Raw genomic sequence first — 22,527 nt, 5'->3', positions numbered from 1 at the left:
CACTAAGGCACTACCAGACACAGTTAACTCTGCTAGTTTCTCAATATGCAATGATTCATTCATTACTGATTTATTCGAAGTCAAATTTGTAATACTCAAAATAATCAACAGTAATACCGGTGGAGCAAGCATTAATAAAAATTTATAGGTGATGGGTAAACGACGAAGTAGAGAGAATTGCGTCCCTGACATATACATTCCTTTTTAAAAACAAATAGCATAGAGGCTATCGGCTAGTTTATAAACTTATGTAGGGCTAAGCCAACTATTTTTAGTCAAATTCATTCAGTTATTACCGAATATAAGTGAATAAAATCATACTACTTATAACAAAACCTGAATGTATACAGTCCTAAAACTAAAAAACCACAAAGTGTTCCTCTGTGGTTTTTTCAATACAAATTAATTGTAAATCGATTTTAGCTTAAAGCTCTGTTAAATCTTTATTAAGTACTGCCTTCGAAATAACGTTTAGGCTCTGAGTATCACCTTCAAAATGATAAGTCTTATGTAGGTGTTTGATCGAACCGCCAGGCTGTAATTCTTCAGTGTGAGACGATGACTCCAACTCATAAAATGGACCTAACTGTTCACCATTACCTAGCGGGCCATCATTATATGAGTTAATTACATCACCTTTATAGCCCCCTTCCTCGTGGTATCTCCACTCTGAATTGACATAGTCTGGCTTGCCATCAAACGTATAACTCACTATCGTCAGCATGTTTTTATCTGCATCAAAACTGCCAATATAAGGTTCAACATTTTTGGGGGGTAATCCTAATTTGAATCGTGCGGTTCCATTACCTTTAAACATAATATGTTTATCGGTAGTAGTTAATCGACCAGCCGGCACTTCACCAAAATATGAAGTATTAAGTGTTAACTCATCTTTGTATGGGATAATGACAGTGGTGTTTTCAGATGGAATATACATACCTAGTATCCAAATGGATAACAGCCCTGTTTCTTTATTCCAAGCCTGAGAGCCTGTATTAACAATTTCGTTATCAGATTGATACGCAACAAAATCAATTTTATCATTTAGGGTCAAACCTAAATCTTGTTCTATGGTGGCTTTATCAAATATGCTAACAATGCGGTTAACCTTAATATCAAACTCGAAACCTTGATAATTAACCAACTGCATACTTTTTTCGAAGGTCACCTGAGTTGATGACTGTGAAACCACATCGAAAGCTTCAGTATCCAATGCCGCTGGCGTGTACCAATCTTCAAACACAAAATCAGTGCCTTCTTTGAAAAATATTGAATACTGCCCTCCTTCAGGCCCTATCCAAAAACGGTCTTCCCCGCCAAATGGGTTGATATGTTCTTCAAATTTTCCTGAGGCCAACAAGTCATAGTGCATCCAGCCGTAACTATTTCCAGTTAACCCCGTTGAGGTACTTGTCATTACCCTGCCCTGTAACTCTGGCAAAACCACGATTTGACTGCTGCCATTGTTTTCTTTTAGGGTAATAACTTGTTGATACTTTTCTAGATAATCTAGATCGTAACCAAACGTTCCTTTTTCAGGAGTTGGATCAACTGTTTGAGAAACAGGAGCCTCTGAACAACTTGCCAACGTAATCACTCCACCAATACATAATATTTTCTTTAGATAATTCATTTTTATTGCTCTTAGTTAATTAATCCAAACTTTTAGAAGTTACTCCCAAACCAAACGATCCACACTCACGCCCCTGTTTGGCCACTCAACACTCGATATATACCAGTCACCATCTTCATCTTGGAATATTTCTGGTGCATGGCCTTCGAGGGTCGTAATTTGTTGCTCATCACCTACCCCAAAATTCATTGGATCATTTGAATTAAGTACATAAGTAGTATGCTGATAGGCACCTTGTATATCTTTACCGTCCCATATGCCATTCCAAGAACATACGAATAAATAGAAGGTATTATTATGAAAGACTAAAGTTGGCGACTCAGGATCATAAGTGTTGGCTGTAAATATAATCTTTGGTTCACTCCAATTAACTAAGTCTTTTGATGTTCTAAGGGCAACACTCTTTTCAGTGCAATACACTATGTAATAGGTACCATTGTGAAAAAGTAAACTTGGGTCTCGGGCTCCGTTTTCTTCAGAGAACAAATTTCCTTTAAGCTGCCATTTATAAAGATCAGAAGAGACCGCCAAGCGGATTGGGCTTGGCCCATAAATCATATGAAACAAACCATCTTTTTTAACTATGGTTGGTGCATGATTAGATAACGGCTCACCCGGACGTTCATGGGGTGGTAGTACTTTAGCTTTATCTAAATAATGATCAGTTTTGATTGTTTGTTTAAAGTGCTTAGCAGTTGATACAGCATGAAAAGACGCCATTTCCCCCTCATGCACACCGCTTTTGGGTAGGGGGGGAACATAAGGATGAGTAATACCGAATATGTGCCATTCGCCGCTATCTCCCTTAATAAAAGTGTGATCGTTGGGCACCCAATTATCATACCACTCACCTTTTTTTAAACGCTGTGTATCAGGACCAAAAAACGTGTCGCCTTTGGGTTTATATATCCAAACAAATTCATTAGCTTGTTTAGGTATTAATACTTTTTGCGGCTTATCAGTTTGTTCTTTTTCTTGAGAAGCGTTATTACAGCCCAATAAAAACATCGACAGACATAAGCTCACTAAAATTTTTATCTTCATTATTATTCTCTTTTTTATCAATCGTTATTGGCGAATAAGCAAATTGCTTATTCGCTGAACAATCAATTATTTTTGTTTTATAGATACGAGCAGAGAGTCATTACGTTTCATCATCAACTTGTTACTTAACACTATGACAACTTTGCCGTCAGTTAGCTCAAATTGTGAAGAAATCGTTTTACTATTCAACTGAACCAATACCTTTTTAGGCGAAGAGTTATCTTCTAAAGTAAATGCGAGTTTGTTTAAACTAAGACTACCTTGTTTAACTAAAATGCTTTCAGTTTGCACTGACTTGTTACGTTTTTGCTCAAAGGTCAACCAAGCATCAGCGGTAACTGCTGGCGCTTTAAATTTCTCAGGGGTGATTTTTGGTGAAAAAGCTAAATATCCTTTAGGGCCGTGATATTCAAATCCGCTTACCCCTGTGAAATGTCCATAACTTGCCATCGAACGAGCGTAGTGTATGCCCCACTCTACTTCAGCCCAAGGATTACGTTTACTACCATGATATCGTTGATTATGCATATACCAAACGTGCGCTAAAGAACGATGAGGCATGCCATGCCACATCATTAAAGACGATAAGGCATATTCGTAACCATTTTGAGACTCATTGTTATAAGCGGCAAAACGCGCTTCACCTTTATCTAATACTTCTGAACCACCTCTAGGCCAAGTTGCTGCTATTAACGCACCTTCACCCGGCATAGCGTACCAACGACCAGCGGGCTTTTCTTTACGATAAGGGCCCACGTCAGTAGTAAAATTGTATTTCCAAACAGAATCTAAAGCGGTAGTAATTTTATCTTGGTCGATAATACTGCCTAATCCAACATGGTAAGCCCAACTTTGACCTAACATTTGGCTGTATTCATTACCGGTATAAATTCCGGGCGAATTCTCGTGAGCAGGATCACCAATATGGAAGAAATATTCGCCATTAAAAAGATCCGTCTCAATAAAAGACTTACCTTTGTTTGCAATGTTACGATTGAAATCGGCGTATTGCTGATCTCCCATTTCTTCAGCCATTTCAACCATAGCTCTTAGCGCTGCATTGTATTGCATACTTAACCAAGCGACTTTTCCATACCAATCTGCATCGAGTGTATTGTGCTGAGCGCCAGTTAAAATGCCGTCATGATCCGGATCATTAACTTTAGTTAAACCGGCCATGGCATTTTTTAAACCTTGGTAGTTTTTCTTTAAAAAACTGTCATCTTCAGACATTTGGTGAGCCAGATAACTTCTTAGAATAATGGCAGCTTGACCATCCACGGCGCCATCATTTTCCATCCAGCGAAACTTGATCACACCATTATCCATCATTGCCCCACCTTCACTTTGTGGCACAAGATCTGTTTTTTCTCTTAAGTTAATTTCTAGCTCCGGAAATAACCGGCCTAAGGCTTTTGAATAACCCCACACATGCGTACAAGTGCCTGTGCCTTGGTAACCTCCTTCATAACCATAAAACCGATTACCTTCTAAGATATGAGAGGTACCTGAAGCCAAAATTGAAATATTTAAAAAGGTGCGATCTAAAAACCAATACGGCAAAGTAGAGTCATACCAAGTTTCTTGCCATAACCTAGTTTGGTTTTCTAACTTGGCTAAGTTACTTATCAATTGGTCCGACACATCAGCAGCATCTTCAAATCGAGATGCATAATGGCGCTTCATATTTTGCGAAAACGCCACTTTGGTATTTGGGAAATGCCAGGTTAATAAAAACTTAACGGTTTTCTCTTCACCCGGTTGTAAAGATTCATGGGCATTTAAGCCACCAACTATTTGTGCAGTAGGGCTAATCTTAGTACTTGAACTAGTTTTTGTTGTTTTAGCTAACCTGGATACAGGTAAACCGATATCTGCGCTACCAGTAGCACTGCTATTAAGTAACGCCAGCGACATAGAGCCATAATCCTGCATATCAGCCGGTTGTAACCCTTTATCAGTCAGGACAATTTGATCAATCATCACATATCCGGCCCAACCATCTTTAGACAAATCAAATATTTCTATTTGTGCTTGTTGGCCCTGATAAGCAGTTAAATCGATTTGTTTACGTGTAACAAATTCGCTTCTTTCACCATGGATCGACGCAATGGCTTTACCATTAACTAATACCCTTAATCCCGTTTCACTCACACCATTGGTTTTATAATCACCACCACCAATCAGAGCGGTTAAATAAGCTCGGTTTATGTTAAAAGGCTTCGAGGTTAATGTGCCAAGTAGGCTCATGTTAGCTTCTGGACTAGATTTGTCTTTTGCAAATCTGGAGTCTGCTAGTTTGTTACCTGCTTTTTGTGATGGCTGGTTTTTAAAGGCATTGTCATAAGGTGAACCTTGTTCGATAAATGCTCTGCCTGTAGCTGACCATTTACCCAGACCGTTCTCAAAATCATCATAAATGATGTCAGTTCGAGAGCTCATTTCATTATTAAATGAAGCAGTACTGTTTAATCTCAGTCCGCCATTTTTTAACTTAGTCACATTATTTAATAATTTGCCGTTTTGTATATTTCGAAACGTTTTAGATTCGGTAAAAACAGCATTTTCCAACCAGCCTGTTAAATCAAATGATACTGTAGCGTTTGAGGTGTTCTTAACCGAAAAATTTAAAATAGTTGCAGGGTAAGAGGAATCAGCAACATTTAAAGGCATAAAAGGAGAGAACGCTTCTAGTTTAACATCTACGGGTAACGCTTCGTCTTTATAAGACACCCGCCCTATGGGGTATTGCCCTTTAAACTGAATATTTTGAATATTGTTTCTATCTAAAACTTTACTAATTGTTTTACCTTGAGAAGTCGTCGTTAAGACAAATCCATGCTCAATTTCTCTGGCACCTTTATCATTGCCCTTGCTACGTTCATAAGGAAACTCATAAGCTTCTTCACCTTTAAAACTTTTGAGAATGTTGTAATTTAAATTAAATATATCCCAAAACCATAACTTGCCATCACCACCTAAATACAATTGGCCTGCGCCAATTCCACCAACCGGCATACCAATATATTCAAAATTGTTTGAATTAGTTTTGGTATAAACAATAGGCTCTCCTCTGTCGGTTAACACTTGCGGAAAGCTAGCCGGAAAGTTTTTTACTGTTGGCGTTTTTCCTTCGCTACTAAGGGTTAAACTTTTCATAATTTCATCTGATGAAGATGCTGCGTTCGTTTGAATACTGGCAATAGTTAACCAAGCTAATAATGAAAATTTTCTCAAAGGACACCCTATTCTGTTTACACTATTGTTTAACTACATTGCAACGTCTTACCGCCATGAGCATGCAATCAATCATATTGTATTATTTTATTATGTGTAATTATTTGGATATTAAGTATCATTGTCAACAGGTCAAGATAGAGCTAATGACTAATTCCAATCAACACTCTAAGTAACATTATAGTTTTCAAAAGGTTAGGGAATAAAAACCAAAGTTATGAAATTTAACTTTTGCATTACTTTAATTTAGTACCAAGGAGCCAACACGCCTCAATCGGTCATCTATTGTCACTAAAAAAGGTTCGCAGGATGGATCTTGAAATGTTAAATACTAGAGTAAATGACGCTAACCATTGCAGTTAGCGCCTTTTTAATTATTGAAGTTAAAATACAGAATGTATGCACTTAAGCACAATGCCTGGATCAACTATTAATCTTTCCTAATAAAACTCACTGAATAAATATGCGCTACCGCTGTCTCTGGTTTCGTGTCTGGGGTTTTGACGACCACTACTAAGGGTGTTTTGTTACGCATTAGCTCGATGCCCAATTCAAGTTGAACGTCTTGCCAATTTTCCAATTTGTTGTAATCAAACTGACCTTTAGCTAGTAGTTTTCCATTCGCTTTACCCACTCTTATTTCAAAAACAGATTCAGCGGGTAACCAATCTAAGTATTTTTGCTCGATTTTAATTGCGCGAACACCTGTTAAATCAAACTCACCTAAAGGTAACGAAACCCGTTCACCAGACATCACGACAGATTTAGTGTCAGCGCCTGAAAGTACCAAGCCTTTAGCGCCGTTAGCGTTGGCAAACAGCGATTCTGCAAGCAGCACGGGTTCACGTAAAGTATAGGTTTGTTTAGTGGTGATAGCCGATATGTTGTTTGATCCTTCATCGGTATACTCTGCTACCAATTGGTAGCTGCCTTGCGCTTTTACCTCAGGTAACTTACCTGTTAACGGCAAACTTGGCGCTTTAGATTTTAATAACAATATATACTCGGCTAACTGAGTTCGTTCTTCATTTGATAAAAAGTCATGAGCTGGCATTTGGTGTTGCCCCCATTTTCCAGTGCTTCCTGCCGCAATTGAAGATGCTAAATATTCAACTGGTTTTTCCAAAGACTTATATTTATCAGCCACAGATTGAAATGATGGTCCTACCGATGCGTCTTGTTCTTGGTGACAACCTACGCACAAACGTTTTTTAGCTGCGGCTCTACCCGGCCCTAATGGATCTTGTGCTAAGTGTCCTACAGCTTGCGCTGCAGGTGTGTCATTTATTTTATTAAACCCAATACTCACTCGACCAAAAGCTGCTGAGTCTTGGTTAATCACACCATCTTCATTATCGTGGATAACCACTTCATATTGATGATCTGCTTTGTTTGGCCAAATAAAGTCTTGATTACCTGCCAATTTAATTTCAATAGTTGGCGGAGCATTACCCACTTCAACCAATTGTAAAGCGGAACTGGATTCACCTTCACTATCAATCACAGTCAATTGAACCGCGTATTTACCATTGTGATCAAATAAAAGCTCAGTGCTTAATTCTTTAGTCACTTTAGCTTGAGAGAAATCAGCTTGTTCAAGTGTTTGCTCGGCTGATAACTTAGCCATACGCCATTCATAAGTAAGCGGGTTATTATCAGGATCAGAAGACTGACTAGCAGACACTTTGACACTAAGAGGCGCCACACCTTGAGTATTGGTAGCCTGCACTTTAGCAATTGGCTTACGATTTCCAGGGCCGGTGTAAACGATTCTAGACAGACGAGCATCTTCATTATTGTCATGCCATTTAGAACCGTACTCTAAAATATAAAGCTGACCTTGATGACTAAAAGTAATATCAATAGGTGCAGCAAACTCAGAGTTTTCTGCAAACTTATCTATTTTATAAATATCCCCATTGTCATCGGTAAACACTACTTTTACCCAACGACGCATGAAGTCAGATATAAATAAGCCCCCTTCATAATAAGCCGGTAATGCTGCCTTATCTTGCTTAGTACGGTATACCCCCGCCACTAAAGCATTACGAGATCCGGCACCTAATTCTGGAAATTGATCTGAACCTTTATACGGATACCAAATAAAAGCTGGCTGCGCAGGTGGTAAGGCTTTGAGGCCAGTATTACGTGGAGAGGTATTAATTGGCGCTAGCGGGTTATTCCATTTGCCTTCTTTTTTCTTGGCATAATCAAATTGTCTGTAAGCTTTATTGTTGCCAATAAATAATGGCCAACCAAAATTACCTGCTTTTCGAACTCGATTAACTTCATCAAATCCTTTTGAACCATGCAGCTCATCGTCACCTTTTGCATCGGGTCCTACATCACCGTAGTATAAAGTTTGTTCTTTATCATCAAAGGCAATGGTATAAGGATTACGTGTACCCATGACATATATTTCTGGTCTACCGTCGTCAGCATTTGAAAATAAATTTCCTTCGGGAATGGTGTAGCTGCCGTCAGCTTGAGGCGTGATCCGCAATATTTTACCACGCAGATCTTGCGTGTTACCCGAGGTACGGTAAGCATCGTGAGCTGCACGACCGTCTCTAAAATCAGCGGGGCCCACACCAAATGCTTCAAATGGATTAGTGTTGTCGCCTAAAGCAATAAACAAGTTTCCTTGCCCATCAAATTCCATATTACCGCCGGTATGGCAACAAGTATCTTCGTTTGGTGTGTCTAACATGTCTACAGTCAGAGAATGATCTATCTTGCCATTAACCAAAGTAAAACGAGATACCCGCTGCAATGGCCCTGTATTTTCTTTTTCAGATGGCAAGTTGTACATCATATAAAGATGTTGATTAACGGCAAAATCAGGATCTAGCGCCACAGTTAACAAGCCAAACTCACCAAAACCCTTGGCCGAAAAGATGTCTACCTTTCCTAACTTTGACAGTTCGTTTGTTTTCAAATCAAACCAATTTACTTGGCCTTTACGTTCGACATAGATCACACCAGAACCATCTTTAGCAATGTCTAAACTAACAGGTTCATTTAAATTATCGAGTAAGGTTTCTTTTACAAAACGATTAGGTTCAGGCCGAGACAAAGCGTAATCACGCTTGTTGGCGCCGATTGCGTATTCAACAGCACCCAACAAATGTTGTGTATATAAAGGCTCGTTAAAGTTATCAGCGTTATGGCCAATGCCCGTATAAAAAGCACGACCTCCATCAAACTCATGGTACCAAGCGATAGGATGATATTCTCCATGGCCGCCACCACTGTAGGTGGTTTCGTCTACTTTCATAATATCGATTCGACGGTTAGACAAACTCTTAAAGTCGTACCATTCATCAGCCATTAGAAAGTTATCTGGCAGATGTGCAGTAGACGGATGAGTCTTATCCATCACTTGAATACGAGCAGTTTGCACATTAGACGGGGTATTAGGGTGACTAGCAAAAACACCGCCCACTAAGCGGCGATACCAAATCCAATCCCCTTTCCACTCTGTATCTGTTGCTGCATGAATACCCACAAAGCCGCCACCCGCTTGAATGTATCGCTCCATAGCAACCTGTTGAGCTTCATTTAAAATATCACCAGTGGTATTTAAAAATACCAAAGCAGACATCTCTGATAAGGTTTGATCGGTAAACAAAGTCGCATCTTCAGATACCACCACTTCAATACCTTTACTAAGTAAGGCTTGTTTTAACGCCTCTCTACCAGGCTCTATAGACTTATGTCGCCACCCTGCGGTCTTTGTAAAAATAAGAACCTTTTGAGGTGCCACCACATTCGAAGTTTTAGGATCTTGACTGTTGTCAGTACCACAACTCACTAAAGATAAACTTGCAATAAAAAGGCTTGTTACAGCAAAAGCCCGCGACCAATTTTTCATATAAACCCAACCTATGATAACGATTTCATCATTCCTATAACCCTTCATAGTAAGGTGAAGTTAACGTGAGTCAACAGTTAATAATATGTAAAAAGTAGGATTTGCTCAGGGCCTAAGTAAACAAAGGCGAGTAACGGCATTACGAAATTTAATTTACTAATGCCTTTATATCCTCAAATAAAAATAATCTTTGGTCAGTACATTAAACAAGCAATCAAACACCTTTATTACCGAAAACCATTCATTTAAACAAAGCCTATGCTAGAATCCCCTTGTTGGTAGTTTGCAACCAACGCCACTTTGGGGCTGATTTTGGATTCGACAGGATTCTCGAGGCTTTAGGTGCATGTCGAGGGGCGGTTTGCCTCGTAAAAAGCCGCAAAAAAATAGTCGCAAACGACGAAAACTACGCTCTAGCCGCTTAATAACCGGTCAAAGCCCTTCCCCTCATACTCTTTCTGCTAGTAGAGATTCGGAAGGTCATCCCAGCAGGATAGCGAGGGAACCTTGTCTAAGGGTGAACCGCGAAATAGTATTAGGCCAGCTGCAACGAAATCCTGTTTGTCGGAGTTCCACGTAGTTAAATAAATGACAAAATAAACATGTAGTACCGACGGTTGACACTTTCTGGACGCGGGTTCAACTCCCGCCAGCTCCACCACTTCAACACCACCCACGCCCCACTTAATAAGGGGCGAGGGGTTGGTGAACTACTTCAAGATCACCACAAACGCACTTCAAAATCACACAGGAATCACACATGGGGTTTTACGATCCCTATCCGTAACCTAATACAGTTAGCCAAAAACCATCTTTTCAAGTACTGTAATTAAACCGGAAAGCCAAACAAAACAAAATAGGTGATTTATGGATAAGAATATAAAAAAGATAAATTCTTCTGTGTCAGGTTTTGGCCCAGCTGTATCAAAGGCTTACAAAGCCACATTAGAAGCAAGATGTGCAATAATTGCCTTTGGCGGTGCTTGTAAAAAAGAGAGCAAAGAAGTTAAGCGGCTGCTAGATTGCGACAGTGTAAAACAGTAATTTTAATTGCATAATAGTAAGAAAAGTTACTGTTTAATTTTCAGCAAATAATCAACAAAAAAACCGATGGCGATTAAAGCAAAAACCATATAGATAACCCAAAATATCAACATAACAACTCCTTTGTTATGTTGAGTATAGTTTATTTTACCCCTAACCACTTTGCATGGTTAGGGTTAAATTACCTTTAAGACCAGGTCCAATTAATATCTTACCTTTGTTGTCTGTAGCAGTGTAAGCAGTCAGTTTAGTGATGTGACGACCATTGGTAATATCTAACGCCCCAAATTCCACTTCAAATCCGGTTGAATCGAATGATAAAGCGGTTGAGTCGCTATCTATGACCGCTCCACCCGCTTCAACTTCTAGCTTAATTACGTCAGCCGCTACTAAATCAAAAGGTTGGTTATCTTTATGGATAACATAGGAATTGATATTGCTACGGCCTTTAAACCCAACAGCGGTGGTCATAGTGGCTTACTCCGCTACTAATTCAGGGATTAAGAAATTTAAACCAGGTAATGTCACGCGGTCACCTTCTTCATTAGTAATTATTCGATCTGTGGCGTCTTGGCAAATAAATACCTTTTCGTTCACCGTGTCAACTGCTGCCATACATAGATCTTCAGTGTCTGCAGCAACACCACTTGGATCAACCGCTGTTTTAGCATTAGTTGTTACCCGCAAGTCATTACCTGAGTTTTCATAGTTATAAAACCAATCACCCGCGGCTAGGGCTTCTTGAGCGATTACTTTAGCCATAAAAGCAGCATAACTATCAGATTTAACAGGGGCTTTCACAGCCACTAATAAATTTGCGTTTTGCTTGGCTTCTTCTGGGCCTTTTTCTTTAATGTCGTTATGCATGAAATATACAGCCATGATCATTACTCCTAATGTAATGTGAAAATTGGGGTTATGTCTTCAATTGAAAACGTTTCGGTTATGTCGAATAAAGTTAAATTTGTTAGATCTTTGTCTGCGCCTTCAAGTAATAAAGTGACCGTTGCGGCTAGTGTGACTAGCTTGCTTGGGTTGACTGTAATACTTGTTTGCTCTTCAAGATTTAAGCTTTGCGCCTGAATTAATTGCATAGCCGGTACAACAGTTATTTCTTGCTGGCCGTCTTGCTCAATTGATAATGTCAGCGCAGTCATTTGAATTTTGCTGGGTACAGCGGTTAGCGTTTGATTGGTTTCAATATCTAGCTGACTTGCTTTAACACTCTGGATTGCTGAAACAACAGAAATAGCTTGTTCAGAATCTGATTGAATTTGCAATGTAGCGGCTTGTATATTTAATGCCGCTGGTACTATTGTAATTGCTGTTTGATGATCAACATTTAACTGACTAGATTTAAACTGCATTACAGATGGAACAGCTAAAACACTTTGTTGAGCATCTAAGTTTAAAGTTGTAGCAATTATTGCTTGTTTAGCGGGAACGGTCACTATTTGCGCTTGTGTTGCAATATCAACTTGCGAGGCAATAGCGGCTTGTTTAGCTGTCACAAGTGTTAACGCTTGATTAGAATCAATATCTAAAACAGAAGATCTATAAGTTAGTTTTGCAGGAACACAGGTTATTTGTTGCTCTGGATTACCAGCTTGCGCATCTTCAGCTATCCACCATGCACCAACAGCATTGGCATTTTGACTTTCTATTGATACCTCAGTGGCTGTAGCTGAGTTATTAGAAAGCGATAAGTCGTATACGTACAAAGTGAAGTCATTAAACAACCACATAGTACCTGACCAGTTCATGCCCGCACTATAACTATATGCCCACACTGGCACACCATCTCTGTACAATCTATGCGCTGAGCCATCAAACACTAAATCATATTGGGCAATTCCGTGTCCAACCAAAGCAGATCTAAGATTAGCAGAAGCCCCTCTTGTTCCGTTACTGTAAGAAATAGAACCTGTATCACCAGAACCACTCACACCAAATTTTGCGCCATTGCCGCCATTGAACACCGAAGCGTTGCTAGATGAACCAGTGATGTTGGCCTTGAATTTTAAGTGGTAGGTATTGTCGTCAGTTATTTGAGCGGTAGCATCACCGGTTCTTAGCATTCGGTCATTACTTAACCATGCAGCTAAATCGTCGTCATCAGCGCCAGCGGCTTGAGAATAGCTCCCACTCCCTGAAAATGTCCATGAAGTATTACCCGCTGAATCAATTGGATTACCAGAACTTTCTTGAAGTTCTAAGTTGAATACCTTACTTGCATATACCGCTTCACTGCCAATCGCGTCATCAGCTGCAGGTTGTGTTGCGACTGCGTTATCTCCCCACACGTAAAGTAACTGGTCTTCTGCAACATTACTTACAAGGGTTTTACTTAGGTTAATACCATCAATGATATGCAGAGGTTTAACTATGTCCCCTTCTTCATCTTCACTAAGCCTAAAATCATCACCATTTGTTTTAAGCTTTGCCAACATGGCGGTAGTAAAGTGAGTATCTTTGATTTTAAGAATTCGGTTAGACGCAACCAACCCACCCAGTGCAGGGACTTTTAGTGTACCTAATAACTTAAAACCATCATCGATTAACGACATTACTCTTGACTCATACCTAGTGTAAGCGGGCTAATCGCTTGTAATTCTCGATATTCAGAAGGGCTTTTTTGTACAGTAAATTCATAACTACGTTGTGGGTAATAAACGTTCCTGAATGCGCCAATATCATGCCATTCAGTCCAGTTAGTACCATCCCTGCTTAATTTCTGCTGTACCACAACGTTTACGGGCTTGAGTGGCTGAGTAATAATATTAATAACTGCTTTGTGCTGTTCGTTATTGGGGACTAAAGCAATTGGATGGCCCGTGTCTTTAGCTTCGTCAAATTCAGCTTGAGTGGCGTTTTCGTAGGGCTTGGTTTTTACTTCTGAATTAGCCCAAAAAGCATCTACCAAAGGTTGAGTAAACACGCTTGCTGCTACTAGAATTTGAGCAGCGCCGCGATTAGCAATACCGTCTTCTTCATTGGGGTCAGCGGCAAATCCAGTAGTTTTAGCACTGTTTAATATTGTCCGGCATAACGCGCCAACGGTTGTGTTCATTTCACCAATAGTTAATTTAGTGGTGCTTGAACTATTAGTTTCTAGTAAGTCTAACATTCCAGATAAACCGAAGTATTGACTGGCTTTACCTACAGAAATGTCTTGGTAAGTAGTTAACTCATAAGCTTGAGCTTCGGCTAATGTTGAAAAATCTGATAGCTTCATGCGAATATCCAATTAAGTGTAAAAATTGACGAGATGTAACCAACAAGGGCCACGGCTCTCACCTTAGGTGGTGTAAAATGTAAATCGTCTGATTCGATTGACGCTCGGCAGTGATTAACTTGTTTTACAGTTACGTAGAAAATCCAGTTCACGACTATTTCCATTCGCAAAGCGGTTTCACTACCAGCAATGGCATACGCGCCAATCTCACTGCTTATTGTGGTTTTCCAATAGCCGCCTAAAAAGCGGTTAACTAACTGGTCTTCAGCGAGTAATACAGACTTTACAAAACGTTGAAAATCTTTATCACCTGTGAGTGCGGGTGAAGCAGCTATTAACAGCGAAGCAAATTCAATTACTAATAACGCCAGCCACATAACAAAAATGACCAATAAAAATACTATCGCTTTAATCCATGCCATTATTTGTCCACCTATTTAGTTGAGTAAGGTTTGAGTTAAAACTTACGGCTGCATGCCAGGTAAAATAGTTTCGGTTAAGTACTTTTCGCATTTTTGCTCAAGTGATAAACCGTCATATGTCTCATCAGGTACAAAATTAAAATCCATGCTCATATCTGCACTGTTAGCCAATATGTATGGGGCGGCGCCATTTTCTTTGGCCGCTGCATTCACCCAGTAATAAACTGAAAACGAAATATTGGCCGACACTTTTGTGTCGGGGTTAGTCACGGTAGTAAAATCGGTTGTATCTAATGCGTAATATTCACTTTCGTTTTTATTGCGATTTGCTTGGCGTAAGTGAAAAACGGCATCAGTATGGTTAGTGCCTTGCGGGTCAGTAAAGGTTGCAGTGATCATGTGTTGTTCTCCAATGTTGTAATACGTTCGGTTAACGCCTCAATGCTTGCTTGCTGCGTTTTGATAATTTCGTTTAACTCATGCATAGCCGTGTATAACGGGCTGATCATTTGGGTGTATTCCATGCCTACAAGTTCGTTTGTGTCACCACGGGCGCTAGCATGGGGAAAGATAGGATCGGTTTCTTCTAGTGCAAAGCCATATTTAATAATGTTTGGGTTGGCTTTTGGCGTGTATACCAATACGCCTTTTTGCCCAACTTTACATACGTCGTCTAACGTGCTGTAGAGTCTTTCTAATACATGTTTTGACTTTAACGTTGATGCTTGGGTAAGCGTAACGTAATAAAGCGTGCCAACCGATGTATTACCACTGCTATTGCGAGTTACTACCGTGTTACCTGAATTGGTAGAAGACGGTGATAAATTACTAAGCTTACTGCTATTTGCAGCGGTACCCGTTGTACTTAATGCGCCAATGTCATTGGCTGTTGTAGAGTCTGGCAACGCACCAACTTGCGCGGCTGTGGGTGTCCAGCTACTACTTCTGTAATAAGGGTCGGTGACTGTTGATCGAAAAGACGATGCACTAGTGGGCCGCAAATAATTGTCAGCCCCATTTTTTGTCATTATGTGAACAGGGCTTGCGTTGTTAGACGTAAGTGAACTATTAAACGCTACCGCATTAATGTGACCTGATCCGTCACGCTTTGCCAAAGTACTAGGTGTGGCGCTGGTTGACGATGTTTCACTGCCGCCAGGTGGTGGGTTGTTAGGCGAATAAACCCGTGCGCCTTGGTCAAACACTCCAGCCGCACCAATATAACTCACCAAACTGTCTGTTGAATTGGTGTGAAAAAAGCCGCCTAAACTCATTGTGACATTGGTTGACTTTCCGCCCACAATGCCAACCATACCTTGTTGATCTTGGCTTATAGTGTGGGTACCTATTCCGCCTGACGATTCAATGGTTAACACATCACCTTGCACGTAAATGTTTTTACCATTTTTTTGAAAATCATCTGACGCGCCCATTGTAAAATTAATGCCATTACCAGCAATAATTTCAAACACCGTAGAAGGGCTATGAGTGACAAGCTCAAGCTTTGGCGTGATTTTAGCGCCAATACCCACAGCATTAGCATTATAAAACTCTGCAGTGGCGTAAGGCGTTGCGTTGTAACCAGAAGTGGTGGCCTTAAACGCTGTTCTTTCTAAGGATACAAATTCTCCCGCCAATCTAGGTGAATGAGCATAAATACAAGGCTGAGAACCGGTGGTGCCTCGTTTAACTAAAAGGCCAATGTCATTGGTGCTGGTTGTGTCAATAAACATTTTTGTGTCGTATGAAACGGCATCAACAACCACACCATCTTCATCAATTTTAATGTCGCCCAAATCTAGTTTTTCAGCGGTAATTTGCCCCGCCCCCAAACTTTGAATAATAACTTCTGAATTAAAAATCCAGTTGGCATCAATAACGACATCAACGCTTATCCAGCTTGAGCCGTTCCAATGGCGGGTTTCACTAAAACTACTATTTGAAATGGTAACCCTGTCACCAATTACATTGCTGCCAGTGGTGGCAGCATTGGCCGTTGAATCACTCCAACTGCTACCCGTTGCATTATAAGTGCCTGCACCTCTATCGCCACTATCGCCTTGTGTGCCACTTTGTAATACACCATTTACCGATTTCACCACCCAAACCCCGTTACCTTCAACGGTTTTAAGGCGGTACCAGATGTAATAAGTTTGGTTTGTGGTGCTGGTAATGGTTAACGATTTACCAGCGGGTATGGTGTAAAACAAACTTACAGAATCGGTATTAGGATCAAGCACTGCGCTTGTTGTCCAAAGCCCCTCATAAATATTGTTAATGTTGCCGGTTTCAGGCGGGGTTAACACAATCACACCAGGGTTAATTTGTACCGATGGTGCGCCAACGGGTGTTGGCGGAATGATGACATCAACGTTAAAATCTAACGGCAAAGACAACCTTCCTAACCCGCCAATTGCATACAAACTGGCTGAATAAGTACCTATAGGATAGTTTTTAATTGAAAAGCTTTTGCCAGCAAAGGTGGTGTTTAAGACCTGATCACCATCACTGTTTAATATCACTATTCTATGATCAGTTGTTGTACTGGCCCATTCTAAAAGCACTTGGGTAAAATCGTCGTAAGCTGCAGTTTGTACCAATGCGCTGGGTGTGGTTGGGTTTGTATAGGTTAAGTCTGTATCTGAATAATTTGGCTTGTCACCCACGTTGGCATCATCATAAATATAGGGTTGATGCTCGCGCAATTTAAGTTCAACACTGCCGTCATAGGTAGATTTTTCGGTTGATTCAATTCTAAATAACTTGCCATTCCAACCCAATGCCGCGCGGGTAACTGGCACTATGTCACCCACTTCTAATATAACGGCTTCTGGCCCCCAAACAACAGATGTTCTTAGTTGTTCACGGCTTATCAATAGCATTGTTTTAGCGTGATGGGCGGCTTCGTGATAATAAATGCAGGTATCAAGGGCAACGCTTTTTTCTAAAACAACACCGTTATCTTCTGTTAGAAAATCGGTTTCTTCTTGGCTACCGGCTATTGGGTAAACAACTTCTTGTTTCGTCCAGCCTGAATCGGGCTCGATGTATCGACACACTACCCTGTTGTAACGGTTTGATTTTGAACTGTTACTTACGTCACCCCATTCAATAAAACCTTGGTTGTTTTCGTCTATCTCAAAATCAACGGGGCTATCATCTTTTTCAATGAGTAATTTTAATTTACCGTCACTATGAAACAGCATGCCCCGCATGGCTTTTAACAAGGTGTTGGTGTTGTCTAATACCGTTTCTGAGGTTTCAAGTTTGATATTGCTTGTGAATAAACTTCTGTATTCACTGCTGCCCGAATAAGTTTCGACTTGCTGATCACAAATTGCGCGCTCTGCTTGAAAACTAGTAACGTCGATAAAAGAGGTGTCTAACCCTTTACCGTAAATGGGGGATTTTAAATAATCATAGAGTTGTGAAACGGGGTTTTCTGAAACTGTTTTTGCCCCGCCTGAAGGCGTTGAAATTAACCTACCGTTAAATTCTGCTTTATGACTTGGTTCACCACTAAACACATCTTTGTACATTTCACAGCGAATGTAAGACACTAATTTACCGTCATAGGTATCAGTATTGCGCTTACCCGCTTGTGTTAATAATGGGTCTGAATAAGTCCCCATGCCATTAGCAAAACTAAAAGCATAATAGACCTTACCGTTATTGACATTAAAACGGCTTGAGTTTGAACGCTCATCGTTAACATAATTTTTTACAACACCGCCACACTCACCTTCACTCCAAATAACAATGTCATGCAATAGATCGTTTTTAACATCGTCGCTATCATTGTCATTACTTGCCCTAAAAGCCAGCTTACCCGTGTCATAAACCCGCCCATAACAAACAGGAATAGAAGCATCTGTATTGGCTTTTGTAACATCAACACCCGTATCAGGCTTGGGTACATCTGGTTTTAACCAGCCAAAGAAGAAATTACCAATATCACTTAATACACCCATTTATGGTACTCCTGGTCCATCAAACTTACTTGTTCTGCTGTAAGTGGCGTTAGAGCTTAAACTGCGACCATTACCTTCTTTGCCCCAAGGGGTTGATTTAGTAGCTTGTGAAACATGCTCAAACCCTGTGCATAATGGGTAGTGAATTTGCTGTGAGGTAGGATTAGTTTTAATGCCGGCTTGTTTTTCAAAGTCTTTCCATACTGAAGAAACCGTGACATCAATTTTGTAGGGGCTACCGGTGCTAATATTAACTGCCGATATTAACCCGCTGTATGCAACCTCTGAATATATGGTTGAACCGTCTTTATCTAAATAAAGTTGCACTAATTCTAAGCTTTGATTCATCCATGCTTGTGCTAAAAACAAACCAATAAATACTGAATCTGTTCCGTCAATCACCACCGAAATATCATCAATTTTGGGTGTACTGGTGATTTCAATATCGTCTGTTTCAAGCAAATAAGCGGGTTGGTATGTGTTGCTGTTGTAATCTTTTGCTTTGTCTTTGTTGCTTATAAAATACCAGGTTGAGCCCAGTTTAAATTTACATAACATGGCAAGTGAGACATAACTTTTTAATTTTTCTCTTTGCTGTGCGGTAACTGACTTCATCCCTGCTCCAACAATGTAATATCAAACACAACAAATTTACCTTTACTGGCAATTACATCTATTGGTATGTAGTCATCTAAACAGCATTGAAACGCTACATCTTCACCGTATTTAATCACCTCACCATTTGTGGTGGTGGCTTGTAATTCTGGTGTAATGTTGGCTATGAGTTGACTTGAACCATCAAAGTTATCGTCATCAATCACTTGATATACTTTTTGATGATTAGAACACTGCACAAAATCACCGGCTCTGACGGCATTTTGTAAATTAGGGATCACTCCTTCAATGCTTAATTGATTTGAGTCCTCAGAATTTGGTGAGTAATTTGTAAAACTCACACCGCTTGTTAACTCTGGCAGTGGATTTGGAAAAGGAAAAATCGTCAGGCTACTTTTTAGTGAATTTAAATATGCTGCAGCTGCCATAGCTTCTGCGTACTCTAATGGAACAGTGGTTAGTTCAATCTTCCAATAAGGCGCTTCATTACCTTCTACGCGAGAGCGCTTGTAACGAGCTTTGGGTGTTCTAACGTCAACCACTTGCGTGATCGATACGCTAGAAAATTCAGTTAATCTAAATGTCATTTACATTCCATAAAAAGCAAAAACCCGCAATTAAGCGGGCTGATTAGGATTAATGTTGATTAAATAGGTGCGTTTCTTACGCTTTGAACTAGTCTAGAAAACTGCTTAAACTTGCGTTTTAATTCAGGGATAATTTCATCAGGATTAGAACCGTGAAACACTGGAGCAAAAGACATTTCTATATTGCCAGAAGATACACCTTGCTTTTTATGATCAATAATTGATTCATCAGGGTGTAAAATATGCATTTGACCACCCTTACCATCAACACCACCAGCCCTTGCTCCGTCAGGGATGTAACCACCACCAATAAACGAGCCCACACCCTTAATACCAGATATATTCGCTGCGCTTGATAAAGTAGCCATAGCAACAGCAGGTATATTGGCGGGAAACGGTAGTGAAGCCCACGCTTCAGATATTGAGGTAAAACCATTCACAATAGCCATTTTCAATTTAATAGCTTTTTGAACAGCCGCAATTTTTTTACTGCTGCCAATTTGAAGGCTTGCCATCTTTTCTAAGTGAGATTTCTCACCGGCTTCTTTCTTTTTGTTATCTGACTCTTGATTATTCTCATCTAATACTTCAGAGGGATTTACAGTAAGTGATTTTTCACTTAACTGCTGTGCTTTATTTGCAATTTTTTCAGCGTTTTCAGAAGCTAATTCAAATATTTCATTGAGCTTATCCTTCATACCTTCGCTTGGAATTGTTTCCAACATAAGATCTTGTAACTCACCTGAAGAATTTTTTAAATTTTCAGTCATTTCACCCGCGATATTTCGCAAGAACTCAAGCCCCTCGGCTTTACCAAGTGAATTAATTGAATCAAGCATGCCCTGTGCTTTATCGCTAAACTGGGCCGCGAATTTTAAAATACTCCTGATAGGGGCTAAAACGAAATTGCTTACACCATTTGCAAATTTAACCATCACATCATTGATCATAAATTCAAAGATATTTGCAAATAAAGCACCAAAGCCAATAACACCAGTCTCAACCGCTTTAAATATTACTTTTATTCCATGAATACCGTCTGCAAACACGCCAACGAAACTAGTAGCTTTTGACATTACAGATTTCATTTTCACACCGAAACCATCACCAGCAACGGCAGAGTCTGTAAATTTATTTGCTACAGCCTCCAAGATTGGGGCTAATTGAACACTGGCTTTTAACGATACTCCTTTAATGGCTTGCTGAGAACGCAATAAAGCATCATTTGCAGCTTCTATTTTTGCGGCATCAACGCGAGATATTGCCAGCCCGTATTTCTCAACTTCTTCTTTGGCTTTTTCAAAACCTTCAGAGCCTTGATTAATAGTATTTAATAAATTAATACCACTACGGCCGAAAATGTCTGCTGCTGTACTAGCTTGTAATGACTTATCCCCCAAACCTTTGATTCGATCACCAATAATTTGAAATTGTTCAGCCGGATTTTTATTTTGCAAATCTTGAACTGATATACCAAGATCTTCAAAAGCCTTTTTGCCCGTTCCTAATCCCCGGTGAAATTCACCAACTGTTCTAACCATCTTGGTCATGGATTTATCAAAAGATTCTGAAGTTTCACCGTTTAGCTGTGTTAGATGCTGGAAAGCGGCTAAATCTTCAGTTGCAATACCCAATCTATCAGACATTTTAGCTAATGAATCAGCTGAGCTTAGTGAACTTTTAATGAGCATTCCTAAGCCAGCTACACCCACCAAACCAGCTACACGGGCTTGCATACCGCCCATAGATTTAGAAGCTGAAGCCAAATGCTTTCGCATAGTGGCAACGCGAGCATTTACGCGCTTAACACCGGCTTCAAATTTCTGTGAAGCTAGGGTTAAATCAACTGTTAACCTGCCAATATTAGCCATTTGACCTCGTTACTAAGTTTAATATCTGAGCGGATCGAAAATCGTCTGTACTTTCAATTTTCTTTTGCCATTTCTGCGGATTTAGCCAAACATCCCACTCAACCAACTCTTTTGAGTCATGTGAATGTAAAACTTGCCTTGGTGACATTCCCAACCTTTCAGCGATTTGAAAAATCAATTGTCTCTGAGGTTGGGAATTTAGTTTTTTGCTATTTCCACCTGGTCTGTTTCATTAATGCCATTAATACGGCTAGAAATATCAAATAAACGATCTAAAACCTTAGCTGATTTTTTCCCAAGTTCTTCAATCTTCGCTTCGGGGAATATGCGCTTACCATCTTCATCAACAAGGCATCTAGCAACTAATTTTGCCCGGATATTCTGCATGGTAGGTTTCATTTTTCCACCTTGAAGATTCGCAACACTTAATTCATAAGAGTCACGATCTGCCGCGGTCATTGTGGCAATATATACATCACCACCCCATTCAGGAACGTTTACCAGTTCTCTTGGTAAGTCTTCAGTAGAAACTATCGATTCAAAACTAAGTATTGCCATTTATGCCACCGTAACCGCGCCCGTGATACGTAAAGAAGCGCCACCATTAACCGTAGCGTCAACACCACCACTAATTGAATCAGCATTTTTCACTAAAGCGCTGAAGGTTAAGGTTCTTCCGTTTGGAAGGGTCAATCTGAACGTTTTAACGTCACCTGAAACCCCAGCTGACCGCAAATCATCTTGACCAGCATCGTCAAAATCAACATGATATTCAATACTGAAATTACCGTAGTCTTTTAAGCCTAATTTGTATTCTTTTGCTGTAGATGAAAGACTAGTTACGTCAATTTCTGAAGCCTCGCCATCTAAGCCAGAAAAACTAAAAAGATTTGCAATTTCTGTGTCCGGTGTTCCTGCAGCTGCAACATCAATTTCTAACGTGCAACCTTGTGCGCTGATAGCTGTAGAAGCCATATTTATATCCTCTTAAATG

At 40.0% G+C, this 22,527-nt stretch carries 17 protein-coding genes, 1 other RNA gene and 1 pseudogene; 2 read left to right on the top strand and 17 right to left on the bottom strand.

The annotated features are described in order from the left end of the window. The 5 genes and pseudogenes from ACSHXM_RS09380 to ACSHXM_RS09360 form a co-directional block, all read right to left on the bottom strand. Positions 1–192 (bottom strand): annotated as a pseudogene (locus ACSHXM_RS09380) (hypothetical protein); the annotation flags it as partial. Positions 193–424: 232 nt separating this feature from the next. Further along, entirely contained in the window at positions 425–1,633 is a 1,209-nt protein-coding gene (locus tag ACSHXM_RS09375; RefSeq protein ID WP_435688498.1) for a DUF6786 family protein, read from the bottom strand. A 39-nt stretch (positions 1,634–1,672) separates the two neighbouring features. Further along, the gene (locus ACSHXM_RS09370) at positions 1,673–2,677 is read right to left on the bottom strand and encodes a family 43 glycosylhydrolase (RefSeq protein ID WP_435688497.1); all 1,005 of its coding nucleotides are present in this window, start codon (positions 2,675–2,677) and stop codon (positions 1,673–1,675) included. 66 nt (positions 2,678–2,743) lie between these two features. Next, a complete protein-coding gene (locus tag ACSHXM_RS09365; RefSeq protein WP_435688496.1) occupies positions 2,744–5,914 on the bottom strand; it encodes a GH116 family glycosyl-hydrolase in 3,171 nt (1,056 codons plus the stop codon). A 430-nt stretch (positions 5,915–6,344) separates the two neighbouring features. Beyond that, the gene (locus tag ACSHXM_RS09360; protein WP_435688495.1) at positions 6,345–9,788 is read right to left on the bottom strand and encodes a ThuA domain-containing protein; all 3,444 of its coding nucleotides are present in this window, start codon (positions 9,786–9,788) and stop codon (positions 6,345–6,347) included. A 302-nt stretch (positions 9,789–10,090) separates the two neighbouring features. Here ACSHXM_RS09360 and ssrA point away from each other — a divergent pair. Both ssrA and ACSHXM_RS09350 read left to right on the top strand, forming a co-directional pair. Further along, positions 10,091–10,449: a transfer-messenger RNA gene (ssrA, locus tag ACSHXM_RS09355) on the top strand. Between the two features lie 206 nt (positions 10,450–10,655). Further along, positions 10,656–10,832, top strand: a complete 177-nt coding sequence (locus tag ACSHXM_RS09350; protein ID WP_435688494.1) for a hypothetical protein — start codon at positions 10,656–10,658, stop codon at positions 10,830–10,832. A gap of 153 nt (positions 10,833–10,985) precedes the next feature. Here ACSHXM_RS09350 and ACSHXM_RS09345 read toward each other — a convergent pair whose 3' ends face one another. The 12 genes from ACSHXM_RS09345 to ACSHXM_RS09290 form a co-directional block, all read right to left on the bottom strand. Further along, positions 10,986–11,303 (bottom strand): hypothetical protein, encoded by a 318-nt coding sequence (locus tag ACSHXM_RS09345; protein WP_435688493.1) that lies wholly within the window; start codon positions 11,301–11,303, stop codon positions 10,986–10,988. A gap of 6 nt (positions 11,304–11,309) precedes the next feature. After that, positions 11,310–11,714: a hypothetical protein gene (locus tag ACSHXM_RS09340; RefSeq protein ID WP_435688492.1), complete on the bottom strand. Its 405-nt coding sequence runs from the start codon at positions 11,712–11,714 to the stop codon at positions 11,310–11,312. 11 nt (positions 11,715–11,725) lie between these two features. Next, entirely contained in the window at positions 11,726–13,399 is a 1,674-nt protein-coding gene (locus ACSHXM_RS09335; protein WP_435688491.1) for a hypothetical protein, read from the bottom strand. Further along, on the bottom strand, positions 13,399–14,067 hold the full coding sequence (locus ACSHXM_RS09330) for a hypothetical protein (RefSeq protein WP_435688490.1): 669 nt from the start codon (positions 14,065–14,067) through the stop codon (positions 13,399–13,401). Before ACSHXM_RS09330 ends, ACSHXM_RS09335 begins: the two co-directional genes overlap by 1 nt. Then, positions 14,064–14,489 carry a hypothetical protein gene (locus ACSHXM_RS09325; protein ID WP_435688489.1) on the bottom strand — a complete coding sequence of 142 codons (426 nt, stop codon included), beginning with the start codon at positions 14,487–14,489 and terminating at the stop codon, positions 14,064–14,066. The genes ACSHXM_RS09330 and ACSHXM_RS09325 overlap by 4 nt, the downstream gene beginning before the upstream one ends. A gap of 42 nt (positions 14,490–14,531) precedes the next feature. Further along, positions 14,532–14,888 (bottom strand): hypothetical protein, encoded by a 357-nt coding sequence (locus tag ACSHXM_RS09320; RefSeq protein ID WP_435688488.1) that lies wholly within the window; start codon positions 14,886–14,888, stop codon positions 14,532–14,534. After that, positions 14,885–18,460 (bottom strand): hypothetical protein, encoded by a 3,576-nt coding sequence (locus ACSHXM_RS09315; RefSeq protein WP_435688487.1) that lies wholly within the window; start codon positions 18,458–18,460, stop codon positions 14,885–14,887. The genes ACSHXM_RS09320 and ACSHXM_RS09315 overlap by 4 nt, the downstream gene beginning before the upstream one ends. Then, the gene (locus ACSHXM_RS09310; RefSeq protein ID WP_435688486.1) at positions 18,461–19,075 is read right to left on the bottom strand and encodes a hypothetical protein; all 615 of its coding nucleotides are present in this window, start codon (positions 19,073–19,075) and stop codon (positions 18,461–18,463) included. After that, a complete protein-coding gene (locus ACSHXM_RS09305; protein WP_435688485.1) occupies positions 19,072–19,662 on the bottom strand; it encodes a hypothetical protein in 591 nt (196 codons plus the stop codon). The genes ACSHXM_RS09310 and ACSHXM_RS09305 overlap by 4 nt, the downstream gene beginning before the upstream one ends. Before the next feature lie 59 nt (positions 19,663–19,721). Next, a complete protein-coding gene (locus tag ACSHXM_RS09300) occupies positions 19,722–21,374 on the bottom strand; it encodes a hypothetical protein (RefSeq protein WP_435688484.1) in 1,653 nt (550 codons plus the stop codon). 357 nt (positions 21,375–21,731) lie between these two features. Continuing rightward, positions 21,732–22,091, bottom strand: a complete 360-nt coding sequence (locus ACSHXM_RS09295) for a hypothetical protein (RefSeq protein WP_435688483.1) — start codon at positions 22,089–22,091, stop codon at positions 21,732–21,734. Continuing rightward, positions 22,092–22,508, bottom strand: coding sequence for a phage tail tube protein (locus ACSHXM_RS09290; protein WP_435688482.1), 417 nt, complete (start codon positions 22,506–22,508; stop codon positions 22,092–22,094). Positions 22,509–22,527 lie beyond the last annotated feature (19 nt).

The sequence above is a fragment of the Paraglaciecola sp. genome, assembly GCF_051252315.1.
GTDB lineage: Bacteria > Pseudomonadota > Gammaproteobacteria > Enterobacterales > Alteromonadaceae > Paraglaciecola.
Note: the sequence above shows the minus strand (reverse complement) of the source record. Positions and strands in the feature narration are given on the sequence as shown.